Genomic DNA, 26,367 nt, shown 5'->3' with positions numbered 1-26,367 from the left:
AAAGGAGGCTGGATTTATGAATATCGAAGCAATTATCTTGGACATAGATGGAACATTATTGAACGACCAGAAAGAAATTACAAAGAGAACAAAAGAGGTACTGATCTCCGCCCAGAAAAAGGGTGTGAAGCTGATTCTGGCTTCAGGCAGACCCACGACTGGAATGTTGACATATGCGGAGGCGCTGGATATGCCAAAATATCACGGCTTGCTGGTTTCATATAATGGGTCAAAAGTGATTGACTGTCATTCAATGAAAGAGCTGTTTAATCAGGCAATGTCTGTTGAAGAGGGAAAAGCGGTTCTTGAACATATGAAGCAGTTTGATGTTAAGGTAATGATTGATAAAGAAGATTACATGTATGTGAATGATGTGTATAATGAAAAACTCGTCTATCGCGGAGAAGAAATTAATATTATTCAATATGAAGCACGCGGAGGTAATTATAAACTTTGTGAGATATCTGATCTGGCAGCATTTTTGGACTATCCTATCAATAAAATACTGACAGCCGGTGATCCGGCTTATATGACTGCAAACTACAAAAAAATGATGGCACCATTTGAGAATATTTTGAACTGCATGTTTACAGCAGACTTCTATTTTGAATTTACAGCAAAGGGGATTGATAAAGCTAAAGCTTTAGATACAATATTGAAGCCACTGGGCATCCCTCATGACAAGATGATGGCTTTCGGAGATGGACATAACGATCTTTCCATGATTAATTATGTCGGGACTGGTATTGCAATGGAGAATGCTGTAGATGAACTGAAAAAAGCATCGCAGCAAGTGACATTGTCAAATAATGAGGAGGGGATTGCACACATCCTTGAATCTCTGATTTAAATGGTTTTTAAGTGAGTCCAGTTAAGTGGGCGGAAACATTAAAAATAGAGAAGGCGTACGCAAAAGCATGGCAGAGTAGGTACATTTAGTTGGCTAAATCTGCACTGAAAAGTGTATGTCTTCTTTTTAATAAGCTGGATCTTTTTATTTAGAAATGATTAAAGGCTCTTACGTGTAAGGTCTTTAAATGAGAGGAATTAGGAAGTGCTGATTAATTTTATAAAAAGGAAAATATAAAAAGATAAATTTCTTCTGAAAATAGCTTTTAGAAGAAACTCAGGTTATCTTTAAAAGGATGCAGCTCATTTGTGTTAGTGCGTTGACTGGATTAAAACTAAGATATGCTTCTTGTCAAAGAAACGTACATCAGGTACATCCCTAACTGGAGTCAAACTAGCTGTAAAGCAGTACAACACTTAACTGAGCTTGTTTCTTTCAAGGAATACTTATTGAAGCTGTGCATTGCAAACTTCTAATAAGGCTATATATTTAACCCCATTTATCCTCTATCCAGGCTTTGCATACCATCTCACTAGATGTTCCTGCAACAGTGGCAAATCCTTGTATCTACGAGCCTCACTACGCTACACTACACTTCGTTTCGATCTCATCAATCTCTAAATGGCAAAGCCACTAAGAATTGAAGGACTTTATACGATTCTCGATACAAACGCATCTACTTGGAAAAGTGTTGGCATGTCTTATATGTGCTTATAAGACATGCAACGAGCATTCGAAGAAGCGTAGAAGTATGTTTTTAATACAGGTTTAAAGCTGCTCCTTTTTGTCATTGAAGCATACAAATTAACATTTTCTATCTTTGAACATCATTTATAAACAATCTTTTATTATGACTTGGTCAGAACACAATTCAATTTTGTACTATTATATAGTAAATATATAGCAAATTAAAAGCGCTTTCGAACGGATCAGTTTATTTGAATCGGATCAATTTGGAAAGACATTTTCAATAGATATTGGAATGGATTGATAGAAATAAATAAATTTTGAAAATGAAGACTAGCGTAGTACTTTTTAGGTAAAGAGAAAGGAACTAATTTTTTAATCGCAAAGACTGGTTTCTATTTTTTTATATCATAGAAAAATTTTATTATCACTACTTTTAAAAGGTGTTTTTGATAAGATAAAGGTGTAAAAAAAGAACGGTTTGATGAAAATAAAATAGTAAAATGTTTAATATAGGGAGTTTGGTTAATAAAAAGCATAATACATGTTGTCCATTTTTTGATAGATATCAAATTTTTCGAAGGTTGAGAAGAGTATGTTTGAGGAAACGTTCGAAATAAAAAAACTTTTCTTTTTCTTGGAACTGCATATTCCAAGAAACGGAAAAGATATATTATATCGAATATATATAGATTATAGTATACGTATTTTTTAAAGTCTATCTCAAAAACGATAAAATATTTATCAGTTTTTTGTTTATAAAACGAAAAAAATGAGAAAACAAACAAAATCTAATGTATTACAAGACTTTTCCATACTGTCTGTTATCAAAAATATTGTATGAACCGTCAAACAAACCGTCAAACAGGGAGTGGAATTAATGGTCAAAAGAGGAGAAAACATTTATAAAAGGAAGGATGGCAGGTGGGAAGGAAGATATAGAAAAGCAAGAAATCAGAATGGAAGAATTATATATGGGTATATTTATGGGAAGAAGTACAGTGAGGTAAGAGAAAAACTGTCTCAAAAAAGAACAACTGTTTTGGACGAGCCCAGCACAGTATACGATGGAACAATCTCTGATTGGCTGGATTACTGGTTAAGTACGGCAGTTAGAGTTCGCGTGAAACCTTCAACTTGGACTAACTATGAATCCAAATCCAGAAATCATATCCGTCCATATCTAGGTAAAAAGAAGCTTTCTTCTATTGAACGAAAAGACATCATTGCATTTATTCAGCAGTTATCAGCGCTTAGATACTCTGAAAGCACCATAAAAAATATTCTGACAATACTGAAAAGTATGTTCAACTATGCTTTGGATTATGAATATATATCCGGCAATCCATGCTCAAACATCTCCATCTCCGCAAGGAAAGCAAAAAAAGTACGTGCTCTGTCTATTGACACTCAAAGGAGATTGGAGGCTCTTTCTTTTCAAGAGAGGGAATGCTCCGCTGTGATTATTGGATTGGCAACAGGGATGAGAATTGGAGAAATATCGGCTTTGAGATGGGAGGATATTGATTTTTACAGGGAAGTCATTACTGTTCAGCGAACATTGCAGAGAATTCCTGATCTTGAAAATACAAAGAAAACGAAAATAATTATCAGTAGTCCTAAAACCAGCAGCTCTCAACGTGATATTCCCCTGCCAAAATATTTAAAGGAATATTTGTTAAGCAAAAAAAGACTGGCAAGCTCAGAATATGTTATATCTGCAAATGGCAGCTTTGCAGAACCAAGAGTCATAAATTATCGTTTAAAGAAATTACTTGAAACAGCAGAGATGGAAGTGTTCAGCTTCCATGTGCTGAGACATACTTTTGCGACACGTTGTGTTGAAAGCGGAGTAGATGTGTCATCTTTGAGTAAATTGTTGGGGCACACCTCAACAAAGCTGACACTGGATACCTATACCGATTCAATGTGGGAAAAACGAAAAGAAGCAATGACCTTGATGGATCAAAAGCAATTTATTGAACGAATAAATTAAATAATGAATGATAGCCGTCAGAATGACCGTCATCATACTGAAAAAAGACTAGCTTTGATAGAAAAAAGCCAGTCTTTTTCTTTTATTATGCAGTTCCCGGAAACGACCATACATGTCTGTATCTTAATCAAATAATAACGTATAAAAAAGAATTTTTAAAAAAATTTGCCTGAAAAAAGTAAAAGAGACAAGGATTAAGGAGGAAGAGCTATGTACAACATAGGTGTGAATCAGTTGAGTGGAGACTTTGAACATACATACATAGGGACACTTGAGAAATCGAAATGTAATGTCTTCCAAGTTGACAAGGAAAATGTAGAAAAACTGGTCAGCAATCTTGATGGGGTGATCCTTAAAGAAGATGATACGCAAAATATGGGGGTTATCTGTGGATTGATAATGAAAATTAAGGAAAAATCAAATCCTCTGATTTGGGTCTTTTCTGATCAGCCGTCAGCCACTCAAAAAGTCCTTTATCTTCAATTAGGGGCCGACGGTACTTTTTCATCAGAAAGTGAACCTGAGGAGGTCAATTTAATCATTGAGAATTCGTTGAAAAGATATCAAAAATTGAAAAAGGAAGAGCACAGTAATGATTTGGAAAAGATCAAAGGGAAAAGTGATTCATTGGTTGAATTGATTCCTCATAACGTAAGCGTGAAGATGCATCCGGATGCAGAGGAGATACCGCTGACTAGGCTGGAGTTCCAGCTGATGAAGCTTCTTCATAAGAACCAGTCAAAAGGGGTCACATATAAGGAAATCTATGAAGTAGTCTGGAAAATACCTTACAAGGACAATAAATACAGAGTAGCAAATTTAGTATTTCATTTAAGAACGAAGCTGGAGAATGCTGGTGCAGAGCCGACAATTATTCGAACTGTCCGTTCCAAGGGTTATATGCTGGTCGTTTAGTCTGAGTTGATTAAGTATTAAATGTCTGGCTTAAAGATTTTTGGGAGAAGTCATACACCCATTGGCAGCTGTAAAAGGTTCGCTATGAGGTGATGACCATATAATTCACTTTAAAATAGCAAATGGGGAGGCGTTCGTTGGGAGAGGAAAATGATTGTTTCAATTGAATAAAGAAGATCGGTCATTCATTTGATGCAATTGAAGAGTTATTGATTTACAGAAGTTTTACTAAAGAAAGGGAGAAATATATGTTAGGAATTAAAAGAACAACCAGAGTCTTGTTAGTTTCACTTTTTGCAGTACTGTTCATTGTGGCTGGAGGCTTGAAAGCATCTGCAGCTTCTGTCTTAACGTCAGCAATAGATTTAAAAGGATATGATGCGACTGTTACAACTAAAGCAGATGGAACTAATATTTTGACCACTAAAAAGGGTGAATACGTTCTGAATGAGCGGTCTTCTCTTTATAGTTCAAAAACAATCACGATTACACTAAACAACACGGTTCCGGTTGATATGGGTGCCATTAATGTAAAAAGTACTCTGGAATTCAAAGGAAATGGAACATTGAATGTTACGACGACTGGAGAAACAGGTATTTATGTAGGGGCGCATTTAAGAGCATTTAAGAGCACTAAATATGGAAAAGGTCATGTTACAGCTATAGCTGCCGGCACAGGATTATTTGTTCATAATGAAATCCAAATGGAAGGCGGAACAGTAGAAGCATACGGGAAAAAATATGGTATCTACTGTGAAAATGATATTAAGCCATACTATGATGCTGTGTTGAAAGGAACGGCCAGCGAAGGAATCGGAATCTATGCATACAGAGATATCTATGCTTGGAAAGGTGCAACAGTTGTTGGGGAAGGTCATGTAGCCGGTGCCCGCTCAATTATTGCTCATATTCAGGCAGAAGATGCCGGAAGCTCAATCACTGGTATTTCTACAAATATTAACAGCCAATATTCAGCATTACATGCAGATAAACAAATGCTGCGTGCTTATTCAGGCGCAATTGTTCGTGAAGAATATAAGAAACCAACCTTCAAAATTACAGATGATGTTCCTGTCTTTGTTACAGACTTTACAAGTGTTGCCCGCAATATGAAAAACATGAAAAACTACAAATGGTATTCGGAGCCTGACAATGTATTTTTAAACAGCGATGGCGGACTGCTGGGAGACCTTTCTAAAGGTTCACCAAAACAGTTGAAAATTGTTGGCTATCGTCAAGACACTAAAGTGAACAAGAATGAAGTGACACAGCTGAAATCAAATGGGATACATGAAGTAATTTTCTCAGAGGCTCCAACTGATTTTACTGTTCCGGTAACTGTGAAGTACTGGGTGAATGAATATAGCGGCGATGATTTTTATCTATACAGTGAAGAAACAATTGATTATCCAATTGGGGAAGTATTTAACTATGAGAATCATTTAGTGGATTTTTCAGCATATGAACATACTTTTGTAGAAGTGGATGTTGAAACATTTGTTGTTGAAAAAACAGATTCAGGCTACGTAGTTAACTACTACTACAAAGTCGATTTCGATTAATAATAACTTTAGATAATTTTAGCAAAATACCTTAGCTTTTTACTGACAGATGATTTCTTTTTTCTCTGTTTCGTTTAACAGATTGATGAATCAGTGAGCGGAACAGAGAGAATTGAAATAGATGCGTTAATAAATGACGCACCAATTCTCGAAGAAAGGAGGAAAATAATGAAAAAAAATAAAAAGAAGTATTTTATCGGACTCTTTTTCATTTTAGTGAGTTTGGTTGCTGTTTTTTCCATTAAACAGTGGCAGACATCGCCTGTAAAAGGAGCTGAAAAGAGCATTGTTACACTGGAGCAGACAACTCTGGCAGATGATGAGAAAATGAACTACCTGAAAATGGAGATTACTGATTTCAGTCAGGATATTAGCTTGAAATCAAATAATGCAGTGTTGTATTCAGAAGCACTTCTTGATGCATTGCCGTCTGAGCTTTATGACGACGTGAAGGCTGAAGAAAATGCGGACAGCTCAGAATTAACGATTTCTTTTTCTGAAGACCTTTCTTTAAAAGAGCCGCTGGAACTGGTTATTGAAGTCTTGCCAAATGAAGTGAGCGTTGAATCTGGAAGGGTGGAAGCAGTTGTTGGCAAGCAGACGGTTGCTGAAACAACACTGGATTTTCAGCCTTCTGAAACAATTCAGAGAAATCCGACAGACATTCTGCCAACCGCTTTAGCAGTACCCTATGCAGTTAATCCTGTTTCAGTAACAACTTGGGCAGAGTTAGTAATAGAGTTGGGTAGTCCCGATGTTGATCAGATTAACCTTGCTGCAGATATCACAGCTACAAGTAATGTCAGCGTAAACCGTGAAGTCATTATAAATGGTCAAGGTCATTCATTAACGATGGGCAGATATTCATTTCAGCCGACAGCTGCTGCGCATATGATTATGCAGGATTTCTCCTACACGGCAACGAACTCTGTTGTCTCAGGTTTGGGTGCTTTAACAGTAACTGGCAAGGTTGAAAGTCTATCCGGAAATACTGGCTCCATTGCATTAATGGAAGGCGCAACAATTGTATTGGATGCTGTCGATTTGACAGTTGATGCCGGAAGCTCGTCAGAAGCAATTTTTGTTTCCAAATTTTTTACAGTCACCAACGCCTCTCAGGTTAAGAGTTATGCTGAAAAGTTTTTCGGAAACTATGATGATTCTGCCGTGGGTTCTCAGATTGTTGTTGAAAAGCAATCACAGGTTTATACCCACAGTATGAAAGGAACCACATCCAATGACCGTGGTCAGGCGTGGGACATTCGAGCACAGGCTGATTTTTATGTTAAGGATCAGGGAACGTATTTGTATGTTGAAGGAGATGGACAGCAGCAGGCTTCCAGAGGAGGCATTTTCCTGATGAACAGGGACAATTCCACTATTAATGTATTGGATGGTGCCATGTTTGATTTACATTCCATTCATACCTCTGCAGTTGTTTTGATGAGTCAAAATGGCGTATTTAATGTTAGGAATGATTCAGAGCTTAATATTATTCAGGATGACGACCATGGATATACTCTGGGAGCAGCTTTACGGTTCAGAGTTCGTGGTGCAATGACATTTAATATTGAAGAAAATTCTGGAATTAATATTGAGAAAAAAGCAGGGCGTGCTGCAGGAATTCGTATGTATGGTGCAGACAATAAGGTTTATGTTCGAACAGGCTCAGATTTTACTGTACTAAATAATGGAGATGGGACAGCAAGGAATCCGGGGTCAGACGGAGCCAATCAGGGGATACACTATGATAGTGCTTCTGGCGGCGGAAGTGAGTTTAACTTGTTTGATGAAGATTCCAATGTGGAAATCACTGCTCTTACAGGTGCTGCGATTGATGCACAAAACTATCCTATGCAAATCAGAGCAGAGGAGGGCACCTATTTCGTTGCCAGAGGACAAACGGCTTCAGCATCGTCAGGAAGCACCTCTGCTATCTTTAATTCAGGTGTAACAGACATTGAGTTTGGAACAATGAAGTATTTTGATTTCACCAATACACGTTCTGGTGGCGGCCAAATATTTAATAACAGCACAGGATCAATATTTACAGCTGCTGATACAGATGTAGCTTTCTGGATTAAAGGGAAAGATGTGACTGGAAATCCGGATAAATCATTTGTGAATGTGAATTTTACACTATCAACTACATCAGGCAGTACCAATGCTAACCTTGGTAATTTTGTTTCTGGCAGTGCAGAAGTTCAGCAATTTTTAGCTGAAAACTCAAAGCTGCAAAACATGACCAGAATGAATGGAAACAATCAACGACCGGTTGTTGATGAATTACGAGTTCCTACCAATGCAGATAAATATATTTGGGGGCATGCAGGAGTACCGGAAGGGAAACATGACGGGAATCGTTCTGCATTTACCAATGAAGTAATGGTGAAAGCGAACATCCTTGATTCAACTGGAACGACAATTATTCATGAAGGGCTTCAGGGAACGATTGTTGAAGGAATAGTAGGCTCGGGCACCGTCTCGGTTTATGGAGATGACGAACGTGCCGGGATTTTCAGAATTGCTGTACCGGATGATGCGTTTCTTCCTCAAGATTACAAGGTGGAAGTAACAGATGCCTGGCGTGGTGATCTGGAAAATAACAAAGCGCACATTAGTACTGCGGATGATATACAGACACCCCGGCGAACTGTTTTGGATGTGACACCGCCGGAACCAGCTGTACTGACAGATGAAAATCTGAATAATGCGACAAAGGTACTTTCCGGTGAAAATGCAGAAGCAGGGGCGACAGTCTATGTGTATTACGATACAGGTGACAAAGCGGTTGGAACACTGCTGGGAACTGCAGCTGTTGAAGCTGATGGCAAATGGTCATTCAATCTTCCTTTTTATTTAGATAAGACCAAACAATTAAGTGTTTATCTGGAAGATAAGGCTGGGAAGCATACAGCAGCAGAAGTTGTTTCTGAAGCAGGTGCGGTACCAGTTCTCTATGATCAGGTTGGTTTAATTAAACCGCCGGTAACGAATACGGTAAATGGGAATATTAATCCATATAACGATTTGGCTTACCATGATGCGGTATTTAAAGGTGTAGAAAAATATACAGTGGCGGATATTTTACCAGATCAGCCAAGTATTGAAAAAGCGGCTTCCGCTTATCGAAATAATGTGGAAGTGGCAAATACTCAGGTTGGAGATACCCTGCTTTACACTTTAACAATCAAGAATAATAAAGACAGCAGCTATGCAACCAACTGGAAAGCAGTTGTTGCAACAGACATCATTCCTGATACAGTGATATTTGATCCAGCTACTGCTGAAGTGACTGTGGATGGAATAGTTGTAACTTCGCCAAATGGGTATACCTATGATACAGATACACGTCTGTTGTCGGTTAATCTGGGCGATCTTGCCACACAGGAGAGTGTAGTTGTCACATTTAAAACAACGGTTGGATATTCAGCTACAGGAACAGAAATTGAGAACACAGCGAAAGCAGAAGGAGATTCTCCGAGAGAAACACCGTTTGTTGCAGGTCCTGTTAATCCGAATGCAGATCATGAAACCTATTGGGCAGAATCTGGTGTAGCGAAAAATCCGGGCGGCATCATTTATGGTGTGCTGGAGCTGAGTTCAGCACCGAATAAGATTGATTTCGGCTTGAAAGAGGCTCGCAGCTATGGTGAATTCCATGCGAAAAATCCAACGTACGATACGCCGCTGATTGTTAGTGACAGCCGTGCAGTATTTACGGACTGGACGTTAACGGCAACAGTGACTGAAGTGATGACTTCTCAAAATGATCCTTCTTATACATTGCCGAATGCGCTGATTTATAAGAGTGATAATGGGGAAGAGACTCTTGGTCTGAATCAGTCCAGAGTTATTCTGACACAGCATCATACGGCGAGCGGCGCATACAATGTTAGTGAAAACGAATGGGAAAATAAAGACAATGGGTTTGAGTTGAAGTTGAATGCAGCACAATACAGAGAAATGAGCGAGTATCGGGCAACAATCCTGTTCACGCTGAGTGAAACATATTAAAAGGAGGGAATAGTGATGAAAGTGAAAAAATTGATTTATCTGCTGTTTTCTTCCTTGGGATTGCTGCTTTTATCGGGTGCCTTTCTTCCTGTTGCCTACGCACAGGAAGAAATCGGAGGAGCTGTTCAGACGAATGGAGAGATTGGTTTTTATGAGGGAGATGCACCAATTGTTGATTCTTCAACTACTAATTCTTCAACAGCGGCATCTTCTTATCCGACCACTTCAGGGAGTACAGAACCTGCAGCAGCAAAGCCTGCCGGTAAGTATCCATCTACCGGTGAATTGGTTAAGAAAAGCTTGTCCTTCAGTGGAGCTGCTCTGATTTTAATTGCCTTATTCCTGTTTCTGATGAAGCGGAAGAAAAAGGAGGCAGAAGAATGAAAAAATCATGGTTAATGAGTACCGTTCTCCTGTTTTCTTTAGGGGTGAGCTCAGTCGGTCAGAAAACGGTTCATGCAGAAAACAGCAGACAAACGGATGGTCATATTACCTTTACCGGTGATTATGATGATGAGGGGATACAAGATCCTGAGCATCCGGAGAATGAAACGGATCCGGGAGAATCGCCAGGTACATCCGGCAAGCTGCGTATTGATTTTGTTCCTCAATTTAACTTTACCGGGCACAATAAAATCTCTGATACCGATACTGTCTATCCTGTAAATGCACAGCTGTTTCATGATGAAACAGCTGCAAGAGGAAACTTCATTCAAGTATCTGATTACCGTGGGGCAGCGCTAGGATGGACACTCCAGGTTCGTCAGGAAATGCAGTTTCAGAACGCCAATACAGCTAATAGCCAGTTGAATGGGGCTGTTTTATCGCTGGATAAATCTTGGACCAATTCTACTCAGGACAAGGCTGCGGCACCAACCGTTTCCAAAGAAGTCATTCGACTGGATAATATAGGCGCAACCTATAATTTGGCGGAAGCAGCTTCTGGAAAAGGCTATGGTACATGGTCAATCTCATTTGGTGCATCTAATGATAACCCATTGGGTTTGGACAGTACATTGACGCCTAAAGTTGATGCTGAGAGCCAGCCAATGCTGGACAGCAGCTTTGGAAACAAACAAATGCAGGAAAACAGTGCAATCACGTTGTCCGTACCGGGGGCAACCAAAAAGGACCCGGTCACTTACTCAACGGTGTTAACTTGGATATTAGCCGAGTTGCCATAAATAAAACACACAAACAAACTAGGAGGAAACACACATGAAATTATCACACAAATTATGCGGAGCAGCTTTAGTAGCTGCTGCAGGGGTTGCATTGGCAGCGCCAAATACAACGAAAGCGGTAGATAATGCTAAAACAGGAACTGGACATATCGAATTTACATTTGATACAGGCACTTCAGGAGTTATCCCAACTGATCCGGGAGTTACCGATGGAACAACAATTACAAATCTGCCTTCAGTTACCAATCCTGGAGAATTTGGTATCATTGCAATTACTCCATTGGAATTTGAATCTCATGATGTATTGACTGCCAATACAAAACGTGACTATGATGCTTCACTATTTAAAGCTAACCCAGGAAGTACTGAAGCTGGCACTGAAGAATTTGATGTACAAAACTTTGTGAAATACCAAGATCTGCGTACACAGGAAAACCATGCATATAAATTATCTGCAACATTGACACAACAATTTACAGACACTGCAAGCGGATATGCATTGAATGGATCAAGCATCACTTACAAAAATGCACACCTGACACAAACTGGTTCTCCTGAACTGACACCGGATGCAAGTGAATTGACAACTCAGGGAACAATCAGCGAAGCAACGCCAACATTTGATTTCCTTAGTAATACAGGTGTTGACGGAAAAGGTTATGGACAGTTCGAATTGAACTTTGGCGATAAAACAACTGGTAATGAATCTGTAACAATGAATATCCCTACTTCAACTGCAGTGGGTGCTGGTGATTACAACGCTGTAATTACTTGGACATTATCTGAAACTCTTTAATTCTAAATTAAAGAACCTATCAGCCAGTAAGGTTCGCCGGCGGTTTTATAAGTCGGCGACCTTCTTTTATGAGGAGAAAGAGAGGACTTTTAAAGCATGAAAAGACGAATTGGGTGGCTTATGATCATCGTTTTATACATAGCAGGAATTGGGTGTTTGGCGACACCGACATATGCAGAAGAAACCTCTGCAGAGCAGGCAAACGGGGCAAGTCCGCTGGGATTTACCTACAAAGTAATTCAACCGGAAAATCAGCAGAATTATGAAGTTGGCTACTTTGATTTGCGTATGACTCCCGGACAACAGCAGACAGTGGAGATTCAATTGACCAATGAAGGAGAAGAGCCTCTTGACATAGCTGTTTCACTAAATGGTACAAAAACAAACGGTAATGGTGTTATAGAATATGGTCCCAGCCCGATTGATAATGACAAATCGCTAAAATATGATTTTTCTGATCTGGTGAAAGCACCGGAAACAGTGACTGTTCCGGGAAAAAGTATGGTTCCTTTGCAACTTGAAATCACCATGCCGGAAGCAACCTATGATGGTGTGATTTCCGGAGGGATTCAGCTGAAAAAGGTTGTTGATGAAGAAGCGCGAAAAAAACAAAGCGGTGTTATTAATGAATATGCTTTTATGGTCGGTATGATATTAACTGAAACAGATACGGTAGTAGAGCCTAATTTGGAACTGAATGAGGTATACGCAGGGTTAAGCAATTATCGAAACAGTATATTTGTGAATTTTTCGAATGTTGAAGCAGCCTATTTGGAAAATCTGACGATGGAAGTACAGATTATGACGAAGGATTCAGATACAGTTCTATATGATACGAAGAAAGCGAATATGCGTGTGGCGCCAAATAGTATGGTGGATTTTGCTGTTTCCATGAACGGAGAAAAAATGGTTCCGGGGGAATATCGGGCGAAAGTAGTTGGAACTTCAGGTGAACGAAAATGGGAATGGGAAGAAGGCTTTACTATCACAGATGAAGATGCCGATAAATACAACAAACAGGATGTGGAGCTGACACAGGAAGAAGGCATTAACTGGCTGCTGGTAGGAGGAATTGCCGGCGGGATGCTGATTATTGCTGTCATTATTTTCTTCATTGTGCATATTATTCGTAAGCAAAAAGAAACGAAAAAGAAAGCCTTAAGAAAACAGAGAAAAGCAAAAAGAAAATAGAGGGAAAGAAAGGAAAAAGGAAGTATGAGTATATTAGACTGGTCATTTGTCATCCTGTTATCCGGCACCCTTCTTTTTTCCCTGTTTGGCTGTCTCCTTTTTATTGGTTTTTTGCGAACCAGTAGAAAGTGGAAACGACTGAAGCGAAAACAACCGCCTAAAAAGAAGAAAAAACGACGACAGTTTTTACGCGCCTGTAAACAACTGGAAAAAAAGCGGAAAGGGCAGAGACGTCGAAGTTTGATAGTTCTTGTTTTTGCCGGACTCTTTCTGGCCAGTGGTATGTATTCCCGCTATTATCAGCAGAATCATCTGCAGGCGGAAGATGCAGATGCATTGGTGCAAAGCTATTATTTACTGGATGATGCAGCATTGCAGATTACCAATATTCAAAATGGAGATAATCCGAAAAAATCCAGCAATAATCTGCACGAAATCACCGCCCAATTAGCTAGTTACGGCGCAAGAAAAGCCAATCTGACATTAACAGAAGATGGGCAAAAGCTGCTGAATCGGCATTTTACTTTATTAAGAGAGTTGGGTGTCAATTTAAACGGGCAGTCAGCTGAAAGCCTTCAGCAAGTCGGGAAAGCAGAAGAATATCTTGCTGATATTGTCAAAGTACAGGAAAGTCAGAGTACAGTATTCAAGCGTTTTAATGTAAATGAAGGTGCATTGAAGAAAAAACAGTAAAAGACGGTCAAGAGGTGCTGATGGTGAAAAAAAGAAAGCAGCGATTGTCTCATACGAAAACAAAAAGAAACTCAAAATCTGCTAAGAAAATAAATTTGCGGGAAAGTAAGAAAAGAAAATCGGGACACAGAAAGACTGTTGCCGTTTCAAAAAATGGGAAACAGCGCAAAACCAGCAACCGAAAACAGCCGAAGAGAAATTATACAAAACAAAAGAAACGAAGAGAGGGCGCATTTATTAAAGAATTGATGATTGCTCTCCTCATTGCGGCAGTACTCTTTGGTCTGCTATTCTGGGTTACTGTCAGAATACCCAAAATAGAAGGTTATTCTATGACACCGACGATTAATGATCAGGACCGTCTCTTTGTATATAAATGGGACTCTATTCAGCGTTTCAAGCTGCTGTATTTTGAAGTGCCGGAAATGGGTGAAGCAATGGTTCGGCGAGTTGTTGGACTACCTGGTGAGGAACTTTATTACAAGAACGGCAGTCTGTTTATTAATGGTGAAGAAATTCCAGAACGGTTTTTATCATCTGTTTTTTCAGAAGCTGCTGCTGAACCGATGACAGAAGATTTCACTTTGAAGGAAATCGCTGAAGTAATCAGGGTTCCGGACGACTGCTACTTTGTTCTGGGAGATAACCGACTTTATGCGACGGACAGCCGCTATTTTGGGTTTGTAAAAAAAGAGGACATTTTTGGATTGGTGAAGGCCAGAATCTTCCCTATCCATGCCATGCGTCAGTTTTAAGAAGAGTAGAGGGACAATAGGTATGCAACAAAAAAGGACTCAAATAAAGAAAAGAAAATCTCGGAATCAAAAGAGACAATCTGCTGTTCGGCGAAACAAAAAGCAGCAAAAGTTTTTAATCGGAATAAAAAGGCGGGTTCATTACTTAAAAAAAACAAAAACATGGAGAGAACTGCCTAAAAATCTCGTAAACTGGTTCAGGCAAAAAGAAACATGGGGCTTGTTGTTATTTTTGCTTCTTCTGCTCTTTTTTTTTCTGAGGTTTGGAACACATAAAGTAGATGGCCAATCAATGGCGCCGACATTTCAAACAGGTGATCGAATTATTGTTAAGAAGCAGCAGGTCATTCAACGATACGATATTGTTACTTTTGAACCTAAAGAGATCAAGGGGGAGTCCTACGTAAAAAGGATTATCGGGATGCCCGGTGATCAGATTCAACTGGATGGCACAACACTGTATCTGCTGCCGGAAGAAAGTGTGACAGCTGAAGGAGATACTCAAATTCTGCCGAGAGAACCAGGCAGTTTGGCAGATGGAACCCTAACAATTCAGGTTTCAGAATACACTGCATATATGCTGGGCAGTTATCAGACGATTCCGAAAGGACATTATTTTGTCGAAGGTGACAATCGGCTGCATTCTGATGACAGCCGGGTTTTTGGCTTAGTTGACTCGGCACAGATTGAAGGGGTTGTGCTGTACCGTTACTATCCATTGACAAATATGGGGGCTGTCCATTAAGAATACAGACAAGAAAGAGAGAACTAAACATGAAACGATTACAGAGATTTGTAAAGGAGCACTATCTGGCAATGATTCTCAGTTTCAGTATCCCTGTACTGCTGATGGTCGTTGCCTATTATTCTATTGAAATTTATCCGGGAAGTGAGAGAAGTATTCTGGCGACAGACTCCTTTGCACAATATGCGAACTTCCATGCCAGTTTCAACAATGTACTTCATGGAAAACAAAGTATTTTTTATACATGGTCGGGCTCTCTAGGGTTAAATTACTGGGCATTGGCTGCATACTATCTTAATGGTATTTTCACTCCTTTGGTCGGCTTCTTTGACAATGCCAATATGCCGGATACAATTTATTATCTGACACTGTTGAAATTTGGTGCAAGCGGTCTGGCATTCTGGTTTTTCGCCAAGCATACGTTTACGCTGAATCGGTGGCTGTCAGTTGGCTTAAGCATTTCTTACTCGCTGATGTCTTATGCTGTAGGCTACTCGGAAGTAATCATGTGGCTGGATACATTTGTCTATTTACCTTTAATTATCTGGGGAATTCACAGACTGATGGATCAAAGAAAGCCGACCTTATTGTTTACCAGTTATCTGCTGCTGTTCTTGTCCAATTTCTATATGGCGTTTATGGCAGGTGTCTTCACTTTTTTGTATACAGTCATACGAACATTGCTGAATCGGAAAAAATATAAGGGGCGATTTATTTCCTATCTGATTACTTCTTTACTTGCCGGCGGAGCATCCATGGTGACAATTTTACCTGCAATTCTTGATTTGAGAACAAATGGAGAAAGTCTAAGCGAAATTACTGACTTTTTCACAGCTGATACCGGACCATGGGATTTTATTGCTAAAAGTATGGCAGGTGTGTATGATACGTCAAAATACGAAAGTATGCCATTTATCTATATCGGACTGGTACCGCTGATTTTCTGTGTGTATTACTTTGTCTGCAGAAAGATTTCGTGGAAGGAAAAATTGGGATATGGGAGTCTGGGACTTTTACTTATCGCCAGTGTCTATATCTATCCTTTGAATCTTTTTTGGCATGGGCTGCATGCACCGAATATGTTTTTATTCCGATTTAGTTTTCTATTCTCTTTTCTGGTTATTTTGCTGGCCGGGTATGGAATGGAACAATTTGAAAAGGCAGACAGTAATCGTCTGATAAACAGTGTGCTGGGAATTGGCGGTGTCTTTTTACTGATGCTGTTTTTAGCCAATAAGAAGCGCTATGATGTGATTACAATGGAGTCTCTGGTTATTACGATTGGTCTGCTGATCATTTATTTAATGCTTTGGCTTTTATGGGTTTCTCCCTCAAAATGGTCAAAATGGGTTCCAGTGCTGCTGGTTCTGCTAATGGGGGTAGAAGCCTTATTCAATGCAAAAAATATGGTGACAGGAATTCTTTATGATTGGGGCTATCCTTCCAGAGTATTATATGCAGAATCCTACGATAATGTTAAAACACTGACTGACAGCACGAAACAGGAGGAACAAAACTTTTTCCGTTTGGAAAATCTGGATGTGGAGTCGTTGAATACCAGCTTCAATTTTGGCTCGCATGGCGTGTCCATGTTTTCTTCTATCCGCAACCGACATTCTTCTCAGTATTTGAATGCGTTGGGTTACCGTTCTCTGGGAACAAACTTGACGATTGATTACAAAAACAACACTTTACTGGCAGACACGCTGGTTGGAGTGAAATATAACGTGGCAAAAGGAGAGCTGTTAAAGTTCGGCTATACTAAGATCGGAAAATCCGGAGAGTATTCTTTATATGAAAATGAGTATGCTCTGCCGCTGGGAATATGGACTGACGAGGAGATTTACAAAAGCGGAGCCGTTGCCAATCAGACAGAGCTGTTTAATCATCTGTCTGGGATAAAGGGGGAGCTTTTCAGCTTTGGCGAAGCAACACTGGTTAATTCAATGAATGCTGTTGTAACAGAGGAAGAACAAACTATAAGTATCGCAGAGACTGAACCGAATCTTGCAAAGCAGGTAACCTGGCTGGTAACGGTGCCGGCCAAACAGCAGGCGTACCTTAGTTTGGTTGTGATAAATCTGGCTGATTCTGTAGGGATTGATGTGAAAACGACGGTTGGCGGAGTCACACGAAAATCCGGACTGGTTAACAGCGGTCAGTATTATAATTTAGGCTATTTTGAGGAGCCGACAACTGTTCAGGTGACAGCGGAAATATCCGGAGGACAACAAAAAGTGGAACTGTATCGCCCCGATGCAGTCTTTCTTGATACAGAGCATTTTGCTGAGGCAGCAGGAAGGATGCAGGAAAAAGGTGTTGATTTTCAGGTGGAGGGACGAAGAGCCCGGGCGGAGGTTTCATTGGAAAATGAACAGGTATTGTTAACAACTATTCCTTATGATAAAGGCTGGGAAGTTTACATTGACGGTGAGAAAGCAGAAGTAAAAACATTCAAAGATGCCTTTTTATCAGTTGCTGTACTACCAGGTGAGCATATAATTGAATTTGTCTTTCTGCCATCTGGTTTTGTGATGGGTGCTTCTTTATTTGTCGGTTGTATTCTGTTGTTTCTTTTGTATCTTTACTGGCAGAAAAGGAATGGGCGGATAGTAGCTGCACAACCAGTGGAAAATCAATCGGCTGAGGAGGAAGAAATTCAATGAAGCTATGGCTAAAAGGTGCATTGACAGGAATGCTTATTCTTTTGCTGTCCGGCTGTCAGGGGAATGAACTGGCAAAGGAAACCGAAGCTTTTACAATCAACGGCAGCGAGTATGAATTTCAGCTGCCCGCAGGCTGGGAGCCGGAAGAGGACTATCAAACAACATTTAATGAAGCAGCAGTTTTTGGTGCAGAAGATAGGAACAGTCGTGCTGTAATGTTTATTCGAGGGGAAGCGAGTGAGCCTTTTTCTGTTGAACAGCTGGCAGCGGAGACGGAAGAACAGGTCAGTAAGCATTATCTGCTGGAAACTGCTGAGATCGAGGAGTTTGAGGTGGCAGGTCGACCTGCTATTCATTATTTGATTCCCAGCGTCTATGAAAAAAAACGAGTCTGGCTGGACATCTATTATGTAGTAACAGATTCAAACCTTGTCAGTTTTCAGTATTACCGGCCAAAGGACAACAGTGCGAACAAACAGCAGGCAGTAATCCGTCAATCTGTTGAATCGCTGGAGCTGACCTATCTGGGAACTGCTTCAGCAAAAGACAAAACTGAAGAGGAAGCTGCTGTCCAGTTCACTGGTTATAAAATAGAAGAGGATCAGCTGATTATTCGTTATGTACTGACGAATAAGGGGACAGAGGTAATTATCCCCTCAGAAAAATGGGAGAGCCTGGTTACATTGGAACAAGGGGACCGTATGCTATTACAGGAAGAAAAAGCAGTTCAGGATAATCCGGATATTGCATTTTTGCAGCAGACAGGGAATCAGCCGTTATCCAATAATCAGTCAGCAGAAAGCGCAGCAGTCTATCAGCTGATAGGAAAAGAGGCAGTCATGCTTACATTTGATTCAGCTGTTTTTAATGGAAAAGAACCGCTGATTATTCCAGTATCAGAGTAAGGAGCTGAACGTATGTATGTAAAAAAAATAATAAGAGCTTGTCTAACAGCCGCCGCAGGGTTGGTTATATCAGGTTGTTCACAGACTCCAGTATCAACAGCAGATAAAACATTGCCGGAGAATGAAACAGCTTTTACCTGGTGGGCAGACCGCTCCGAGCCATTTGGTAATTACGAATATGCAGTGACGAATGAGTCCGAAGCGCTGACAGCTCTTGCTGACAAGTTTGAACTGGAGCTGCTCCCGTCTTTTGACAAGGCAAGAGAGATAATGATAGAAGATTTTCTAATCGAAGGTACAGAGCAGGAAGCAGAAGAATTTAGTTTTAATGCCTATAATTCAACACTGACTTTTTCCAGTAAAATTAAATTTAAAAATGAAGAAAAATATACTTCTTATGGAACCGTGGCAGCAAAATATCAGTATATTGAAACGCTGGGAAAAGTGAAGCTGGCCAGCCAGAAAATTGATATTTATAATGATTTGTCAGATGAAAAATTTTATGGAGCAGATTTGAATCATACACTGAGGCAACTGGGTGAGCTTATGGAGCTGAAAGAGTTAGATAGGCTGTTGGAAGAGTTCGCAATTCAAACAGCAGATACAGGTACTTTAAAGGGAAAAGATATTGTTATTTACGAAGATTATCAGGAAGGGCAGAAGGCCCGTTTGTTCGGAAAAAGCTTTGGTGTGAAATATGATATTGAAGGAACACTTGAAAAAATCTATGCGTATACGATGGACTACAGGCTATAAATAGCGTGTAGTATAAGTAATTAAAAGTGATCAGCTCCGAGAATTAAGAAGGAATATCCGAAAATTGTCAAGGAACACTATTCATTCTATGAATAGCGTCCTTGATACCTTCCTGGAGGTCCTCATATTTTCAGTATCGTTCGACTTAATTCCGAAGGAGCTGCTCCTGCGGTTACTCGTCGCAAAAAGAATTTTTGCTTTTGTACCGCCATGTATTCGAGTTTAGAGTATGAAGAGAGTTTGAAACTTTATTTCTGTCCCAAACTCTTTAGTTTTCTTTTTAGAGTCATGGATAATCAAAAGATTATTTTGAAGAGTAGGTGAATAATATGGAAGACTTTATTTAAAAAATTAAACGGTTCCCAGAATATATTCAAATTCCCCGAATGCTACTTCATCAATTCCGCCATTCATCTGCAGCAGTATCAGCTTCTCTTCATTTACAGCAGTCCAGGATTTATACTGAGGGTCCTCTGCTGACAGATTATCGTAGAAAGCTTTCACTTCCTGCAAATCAGCTAAATTAGTGTAAACAGTTACCCGTCCATTTAGGTACGAAGCAGTATATTCAGAATAATATACGCCAAAGATAGCACCAGAAGCGGCTTTCATAGGAGCCAATCCATAATCCTCCGGGGTCATATCTCTTTCTTCGTTAACCCCCAGTCCCGCTTCTTTAAACTTTTGAACAACCTCCATAGCAGTGATGGCTGCCTGAGGCTGGGCTTCTGGAGCTTGAGCTTCCGGAGTTTCAGTGGAAGCGGTTGTATTGTCAGTAAGAGCAGCTTCAGAGCTGGAACTGTTTGCTGATGTATCTTTTTGATCATCCGGCTTGCTGCAGGCACTCAGACTAAGAAAACCAATACTAAGCAATCCGAAAATAATTCTTTTATTCATACGATCTCTCCCTTTATCTAATATTCTTGTGATTTTTATTTTAATAGTGAGCCTAATTTCTTTAATTTTTATCAATGCAGCAGGAGCAGGGTAAACTATTTATGCTGACCTGCCAGTTCTATTTTGTCAGTTTCACTTGTGTAGGAATATCTAGTGAAATTGCCAGTTTCGCTAAGAGAAATAAACTAGTGAGATGGTGTGCAAAGCTCTGATTAGGAATAAAGGGGTTAAAATTTATTTCCTTAATTAGGAGTTTGCAATGCAAAGCCTCGATAAGTATTCCTTCAGCAAAGGTTAGTTTATCTGAGGGTATTAACGACAATTCTATGAACTCGCAAAATTCATTCATTGTAACCATAGGCAGCATAGCGTTACGTTCCTACATGCAAAAAGAATGTGCATCTACAGTTCTCGCTGCGTTGCGATCCTCGATGCATGAAAATAGCAGTGCATCTACGGTTCTCACAGTGTTGCGATCCTCGATGCATGAAAATAGCAGTGCATCTACGATTCTCACTGCGTTGCGATCCTCGATGCATGAAAATAGCAGTGCATCTACGGTTCTCACAGTGTTGTGATCCTCGATGCATGAAAATAGCAGTGCATCTACGATTCTCACTGCGTTGCGATCCTCGATGCATGAAAATAGCAGTGCATCTACGATTCTCACTGCGTTGCGATCCTCGATGCATAGCGTCACGTTCCTACATGCTATTCTACCATTTTTCATGAAACCAAATCCATAAGATTGTTTAAAAATCTCTCAGTGTTTTTTTGCGGGGCAAGATAGTTTGTCATATTTGATTTAAATGGTAAGGATAAGTAGAATTTACTTTAAGAAGAGTTCTTACTATTTTACTTTTTTAGTGCTTTTGCAGGGAAAAATTCGTGTGTTAAAATGAAAGTAGACTTTTTTACGTAGATTAGAATGAGAAGAGGAAAATTATGAAGGCAGAGATTATTGCTGTTGGCACAGAACTGCTGCTTGGTCAGGTAGTGAATACAAACGCTACATTTCTTTCAGAAGAGTTGGCGGACTTAGGGATTGAAGTTTATTTTCATACAGTTGTGGGAGACAATTTTCAACGGTTGACGGAGATTCTGGATCTGGCAGACAGTCGAAGCGATCTAGTCGTTTTGTGCGGCGGATTAGGACCTACTGACGATGATTTGACAAAAGATGCAGTTGCTGCTCATATTCAGCATCCGCTGATTCAGGATAAGGACGGAATGAAAAAGCTGCACTCATTTTTTGAATTTTCCCGCCGTCAGATGACTGAAAACAATTTGAAGCAAGCACTGATTATTGACGGAGGGACAGGAATTCCAAACCCAACTGGTCTTGCTGTCGGTTCCCTTGTGACAAAAAATGATACAAGCTATCTGCTGATGCCCGGACCTCCGGGTGAGTTAAAGCCGATGTTTGTTCAGTATGTTCGCCCGTTGCTGCAGAAATTGTTTCCAGCAAAAGAACAGCTGGTTTCGAGAGTTCTCCGTTTTTATGGTATTGGAGAATCTCAGCTGGTTACTGACCTGAAGGAGTTAATTGATAATCAAACCAATCCAACTTTGGCGCCTTATGCGAAACCAAATGAAGTAACTTTGCGACTGACTGCCAATGTATCCTTGGATGAAAACGGCGAAGCACTGCTTTCTGCAATGGAAAAGCAGATTATGGAAAAAGTTGGTGACTATTTTTATGGCTATGGAGATGAAAATACATTGGAAGAAACGACAGTCAAATTGCTGGCTGCTCACGGCAAAACAGTGGCGGCGGCAGAAAGTTTGACGGCAGGACTCTTTCAAAGCATGATAGGGAATGTTTCAGGAGCTTCCAATGTGCTTATAGGAGGATTTGTGACCTATTCTCCAACAATGAAAAGAGAGCTGCTGGGTATTCCTCAGGAGCTTCTTGACGAACATGGAGTGGTCAGCGAAGCATGTGCGAAGGCAATGGCTGAAAGTACTCTGAAACTGACAGATGCCGATTTGGCAGTTTCATTTACAGGAGTTGCAGGACCGGATGAGCTGGAGGGGCAGCCGGCCGGAACGGTCTGGATTGGGCTGGCAGGGAAGGACCGTGAGACAACTGCCGCTGTATATCATTTTAATCGGGATCGCCAATATATACGCTGCAGTGCGGCAATGAAGGGATTGGACCTGATTCGACGGGCAGTCTTAAATAAAAATTAGAAATACGAATGTTTGTTCGCTTTCTTCTTGATTTTTAAGAAAAAAGAAGTTAAGATAGTATTATCGAAAATAAATCATTTATTATATATAAGGAGGATTATCAATTGGCTGATGATCGCAAAGTGGCACTGGATGCTGCGTTAAAGAAAATAGAAAAGAACTTTGGTAAGGGTTCTATTATGAAGCTTGGAGAAAAAATTGATCAACAGATTTCAACAATCCCAAGCGGATCACTTGCATTGGATGTTGCTTTGGGAGTCGGCGGCTATCCCCGCGGACGAATTATTGAAGTTTATGGACCTGAAAGTTCAGGTAAAACAACAGTAGCATTGCATGCAATTGCTGAGGTACAGAAACAGGGTGGAACAGCTGCTTTTATCGATGCTGAGCATGCGCTGGATCCTCAATACGCACAAAAACTGGGTGTTAATATTGATGAACTGCTTCTTTCTCAACCAGATACGGGGGAGCAAGGTTTGGAGATTGCTGATGCTTTGGTTTCCAGCGGTGCTATTGATATTGTTGTTATTGACTCTGTGGCAGCATTGGTGCCTCGTGCAGAAATTGACGGCGAAATGGGTGCCAGCCACGTAGGTTTGCAGGCACGTTTGATGTCACAGGCACTGCGTAAATTATCCGGTTCTATTAACAAAACAAAGACAATCGCTATTTTCATTAACCAGATTCGTGAAAAAGTTGGTGTCATGTTTGGTAATCCTGAAACAACTCCCGGCGGACGTGCCTTGAAGTTCTATGCAACAGTCCGTCTGGAAGTCCGTCGTGCAGAACAATTAAAACAGGGAACGGACATTATCGGAAACCGTACTAAAATCAAAGTTGTTAAAAATAAAGTTGCTCCTCCATTCAAAGTGGCAGAGGTAGATATCATGTATGGTCAGGGAATTTCTCAGGAAGGTGAACTTCTTGATATGGCTGTAGAAAAGGAGCTAGTCGAAAAAAGCGGTGCTTGGTATAGCTACAAGGGAGAGCGGATCGGACAAGGACGTGAAAACGTGAAAGTCTATATGATTGAACATCCTGGAATGATCGAAGAACTTTCCCCAATTGTCCGAACAGCATATGGAATTGGAGATGGCTCAATCGTAATAGAAGAGGTGGAAGGTCAGGAAAAGCTTCCCTTAGATGATGAATAGAAAGCTCCGGTTCATTAACAAAAGCAAATGATGCTAGTGAAGAGAATTCAATAAAGTAATGTCGGGTCTAGAGGGGAAAAATCCCTCTAGACTTTTTTTGTTCGGTTAAAATAACGGTGTACCGAAATAAAAGCTGATTCTTAGTTTGAAGTTATAGAAACTGCGATGGCTGCTGTATCATTTTCATGTCGTAGATTTTTTAAATTTCTCTAATCTGGTATCGTTGTATTTCCGAATCTAACCCATCATAATCATTGTGAGAAAAAAAGTTCCTTTTGATGTTGATGCATACACTATGACAGCTGTTGATAACTTTTAAAATAATCATGTATTTTTTTCTACAAAATAATTATATTTTTTAGACATACAAAACTCTCTGTAAAATAGATTTGGAATTTTTGTTTTTTCCTTGTCTGCTTTAATAGAAAGCGTATCAATATATGACAACGTGCTCTTTTTTTTTACAGAAATAATAGGTTTTTCTGATTAGTGCAAGCTGTAGAAGAATGGTTATTTTAAGTTGACACACTCAGAGACAAACATTAGAATAAACTTATGTGCATTTAGCAATTTATGCACGTGAAACAGAGTATTAAAAATGGCATTCATATGTCAATAAAGTTGTATGATATTTTGAAAAAAATAACAGGATAGTATGGAGGTGGAAACAATGGGTTTAACAATTCCCCTCGCTATCGTCGGATTGATTGTCGGTCTTGGAATAGGCTTTTATATTGCAAAATCTCGTCACGAAAAGGCAGTAGATGGAGCAAAAAGCTCTGCTGCCGGAATTCTTGAAGAGGCACGTAAAGAAGCTGAGACTCTGAGAAAAGAAACTTTGTTGGAAGCAAAGGAAGAAAACCAAAAGTATCGATCAGAAATTGAAAGTGAGTTGAAAGAAAGCAAATTAGAGTTAAAAACACAGGAAAATCGTTTGTTACAAAGAGAACAAACATTAGACCGTAAAGATGATACTCTTGAAAAACGCGAAAGCTCACTGGAAGAAAAAGAAGATAAACTAGGTGCTAGACAGCAATTAATTGATGAGCGGGAAAAAGAAGTAGAACAACTGATAGAAAAACAACATCAAGAGATAGAACGTATTGCTTCCCTGTCTAAGGATGAAGCCAAGAGCATCATCATGAAATCAACAGAAGAGGAACTGAGTCATGAACTGGCTGTGCTGGTTAAAGAATCAGAACAGCGTGCGAAAGAAGAAGCAGATCGTAAAGCAAAGAATCTGCTGTCTCTGGCCATTCAGCGTTGTGCAGCAGATTCTATCTCAGAAACAACGGTTTCAGTGGTGAGCCTGCCTAACGATGAAATGAAGGGACGAATCATCGGTCGTGAAGGTCGAAATATTCGAACACTGGAAACATTAACCGGAATTGATTTAATCATTGATGATACTCCGGAAGCAGTGGTCCTTTCAGGTTTTGATCCTATCAGAAGAGAGATTGCTCGGATGACCCTTGAACGTCTGATTCAGGATGGACGAATTCACCCGGCAAGAATCGAAGAAACGGTTGAGAAATCTCGTAAAGAGATGGATGAACGTATTCGTGAGTATGGGGAACAAGCTGCTTTTGAAGTTGGAGCTCATACCTTGCATCCCGATTTGATTAAGATTTTAGGTCGTCTGCGTTTCCGTACCAGCTATGGTCAGAATGTATTGAATCACTCTATCGAAGTGGCGAAGTTGACAGGTGTACTGGCAGCTGAGCTTGGTGAAGATGTTCAACTGGCAAAACGGGCAGGACTGCTTCATGATATCGGTAAAGCACTGGATCATGAAATTGAAGGTTCGCACGTGGAAATCGGAGCAGAACTGGCAGCGAAGTATAAAGAAAATTCAGTGGTAATCAATGCAATCGCCTCTCACCATGGAGATATCGAAGCAACATCCGTTATTTCTGTCTTGGTGGCAGCTGCAGATGCTTTATCAGCAGCAAGACCGGGTGCCCGCAGCGAGTCACTGGAAAACTATATTCGCCGACTGGAAAATCTGGAAAATATCTCCAACGGATTTGCCGGAGTGGACTCAAGTTTTGCTGTACAGGCTGGACGGGAAGTTCGTGTAATGGTTAAACCGGAAGAAATTTCTGATTTGGAAGCCGTTCGATTAGTTCGAGACATTCGTAAGAAAATTGAAGATGATCTGGATTATCCGGGTCACATCAAAGTAACAGTTGTCCGTGAGACACGGGCAGTAGATTATGCAAAATAATTTTAAAATTTATGGAGAACAGACAGTGCCGGTTAAACCGCCTGTCTGTTTTTTTATTTATGTACACAGCAATTAAAAATGAATATTTTTAAAAATAAAAAAACTATTCTGAAGAAAATGAGAGGAGGAAAAGAGCGCAGGGTCTCTATTTTACAGGCTAGTTATTTTTCGAGGAATT

The 26,367-nt window shown here is 40.0% G+C and carries 19 protein-coding genes; 18 read left to right on the top strand and 1 reads right to left on the bottom strand.

From position 1 onward, the window contains the following. Positions 1–16: 16 nt before the first annotated feature. The 15 genes from LI954_RS08390 (at position 17) to LI954_RS08320 (ending at position 19,718) form a co-directional block, all read left to right on the top strand. Positions 17–850 carry a Cof-type HAD-IIB family hydrolase gene (locus LI954_RS08390; RefSeq protein ID WP_202067831.1) on the top strand — a complete coding sequence of 278 codons (834 nt, stop codon included), beginning with the start codon at positions 17–19 and terminating at the stop codon, positions 848–850. A 1,567-nt stretch (positions 851–2,417) separates the two neighbouring features. Further along, complete coding sequence (locus tag LI954_RS08385; protein ID WP_229441466.1) at positions 2,418–3,533, top strand: tyrosine-type recombinase/integrase; 1,116 nt, start codon at positions 2,418–2,420, stop codon at positions 3,531–3,533. A 210-nt stretch (positions 3,534–3,743) separates the two neighbouring features. Further along, complete coding sequence (locus tag LI954_RS08380) at positions 3,744–4,448, top strand: winged helix-turn-helix domain-containing protein (RefSeq protein ID WP_202067829.1); 705 nt, start codon at positions 3,744–3,746, stop codon at positions 4,446–4,448. A gap of 248 nt (positions 4,449–4,696) precedes the next feature. Beyond that, entirely contained in the window at positions 4,697–6,010 is a 1,314-nt protein-coding gene (locus LI954_RS08375) for a carbohydrate-binding domain-containing protein (protein ID WP_229444188.1), read from the top strand. 168 nt (positions 6,011–6,178) lie between these two features. Next, a complete protein-coding gene (locus tag LI954_RS08370) occupies positions 6,179–10,027 on the top strand; it encodes a pectate lyase-like adhesive domain-containing protein (RefSeq protein WP_229441464.1) in 3,849 nt (1,282 codons plus the stop codon). Positions 10,028–10,042: 15 nt separating this feature from the next. Then, on the top strand, positions 10,043–10,411 hold the full coding sequence (locus tag LI954_RS08365) for an LPXTG cell wall anchor domain-containing protein (RefSeq protein WP_202067826.1): 369 nt from the start codon (positions 10,043–10,045) through the stop codon (positions 10,409–10,411). Next, positions 10,408–11,211 (top strand): WxL domain-containing protein, encoded by an 804-nt coding sequence (locus LI954_RS08360; RefSeq protein WP_202067825.1) that lies wholly within the window; start codon positions 10,408–10,410, stop codon positions 11,209–11,211. The genes LI954_RS08365 and LI954_RS08360 overlap by 4 nt, the downstream gene beginning before the upstream one ends. 34 nt (positions 11,212–11,245) lie before the next feature. Next, positions 11,246–12,007: a WxL domain-containing protein gene (locus LI954_RS08355; protein WP_202067824.1), complete on the top strand. Its 762-nt coding sequence runs from the start codon at positions 11,246–11,248 to the stop codon at positions 12,005–12,007. 96 nt (positions 12,008–12,103) lie between these two features. Beyond that, complete coding sequence (locus tag LI954_RS08350; protein WP_202067823.1) at positions 12,104–13,198, top strand: DUF916 and DUF3324 domain-containing protein; 1,095 nt, start codon at positions 12,104–12,106, stop codon at positions 13,196–13,198. Positions 13,199–13,222: 24 nt separating this feature from the next. Next, on the top strand, positions 13,223–13,891 hold the full coding sequence (locus LI954_RS08345; RefSeq protein ID WP_229441463.1) for a hypothetical protein: 669 nt from the start codon (positions 13,223–13,225) through the stop codon (positions 13,889–13,891). 20 nt (positions 13,892–13,911) lie between these two features. Further along, on the top strand, positions 13,912–14,646 hold the full coding sequence (lepB, locus tag LI954_RS08340; protein ID WP_229444186.1) for a signal peptidase I: 735 nt from the start codon (positions 13,912–13,914) through the stop codon (positions 14,644–14,646). Between the two features lie 22 nt (positions 14,647–14,668). Continuing rightward, positions 14,669–15,391, top strand: coding sequence for a signal peptidase I (gene lepB, locus LI954_RS08335; protein ID WP_202067820.1), 723 nt, complete (start codon positions 14,669–14,671; stop codon positions 15,389–15,391). Positions 15,392–15,420: 29 nt separating this feature from the next. Next, entirely contained in the window at positions 15,421–18,057 is a 2,637-nt protein-coding gene (locus LI954_RS08330) for a YfhO family protein (protein WP_229444184.1), read from the top strand. Then, positions 18,054–18,962: a hypothetical protein gene (locus LI954_RS08325; RefSeq protein ID WP_229444182.1), complete on the top strand. Its 909-nt coding sequence runs from the start codon at positions 18,054–18,056 to the stop codon at positions 18,960–18,962. Before LI954_RS08330 ends, LI954_RS08325 begins: the two co-directional genes overlap by 4 nt. Before the next feature lie 12 nt (positions 18,963–18,974). After that, positions 18,975–19,718, top strand: a complete 744-nt coding sequence (locus tag LI954_RS08320) for a hypothetical protein (protein ID WP_229444180.1) — start codon at positions 18,975–18,977, stop codon at positions 19,716–19,718. A 351-nt stretch (positions 19,719–20,069) separates the two neighbouring features. Here LI954_RS08320 and LI954_RS08315 read toward each other — a convergent pair whose 3' ends face one another. Further along, positions 20,070–20,615, bottom strand: a complete 546-nt coding sequence (locus LI954_RS08315; RefSeq protein WP_202067816.1) for a hypothetical protein — start codon at positions 20,613–20,615, stop codon at positions 20,070–20,072. Between the two features lie 945 nt (positions 20,616–21,560). Here LI954_RS08315 and LI954_RS08310 point away from each other — a divergent pair. The 3 genes from LI954_RS08310 (at position 21,561) to rny (ending at position 26,189) form a co-directional block, all read left to right on the top strand. Further along, entirely contained in the window at positions 21,561–22,808 is a 1,248-nt protein-coding gene (locus LI954_RS08310; protein ID WP_229444178.1) for a competence/damage-inducible protein A, read from the top strand. Between the two features lie 104 nt (positions 22,809–22,912). Next, positions 22,913–23,962 carry a recombinase RecA gene (gene recA / locus LI954_RS08305; RefSeq protein WP_229441455.1) on the top strand — a complete coding sequence of 350 codons (1,050 nt, stop codon included), beginning with the start codon at positions 22,913–22,915 and terminating at the stop codon, positions 23,960–23,962. A gap of 670 nt (positions 23,963–24,632) precedes the next feature. After that, positions 24,633–26,189 (top strand): ribonuclease Y, encoded by a 1,557-nt coding sequence (gene rny, locus LI954_RS08300; protein ID WP_202067813.1) that lies wholly within the window; start codon positions 24,633–24,635, stop codon positions 26,187–26,189. Positions 26,190–26,367 lie beyond the last annotated feature (178 nt).

Origin of the sequence: Enterococcus sp. CWB-B31, assembly GCF_020567645.1 — a bacterium.
GTDB lineage: Bacteria > Bacillota > Bacilli > Lactobacillales > Enterococcaceae > Enterococcus_L.
Note: the sequence above shows the minus strand (reverse complement) of the source record. Positions and strands in the feature narration are given on the sequence as shown.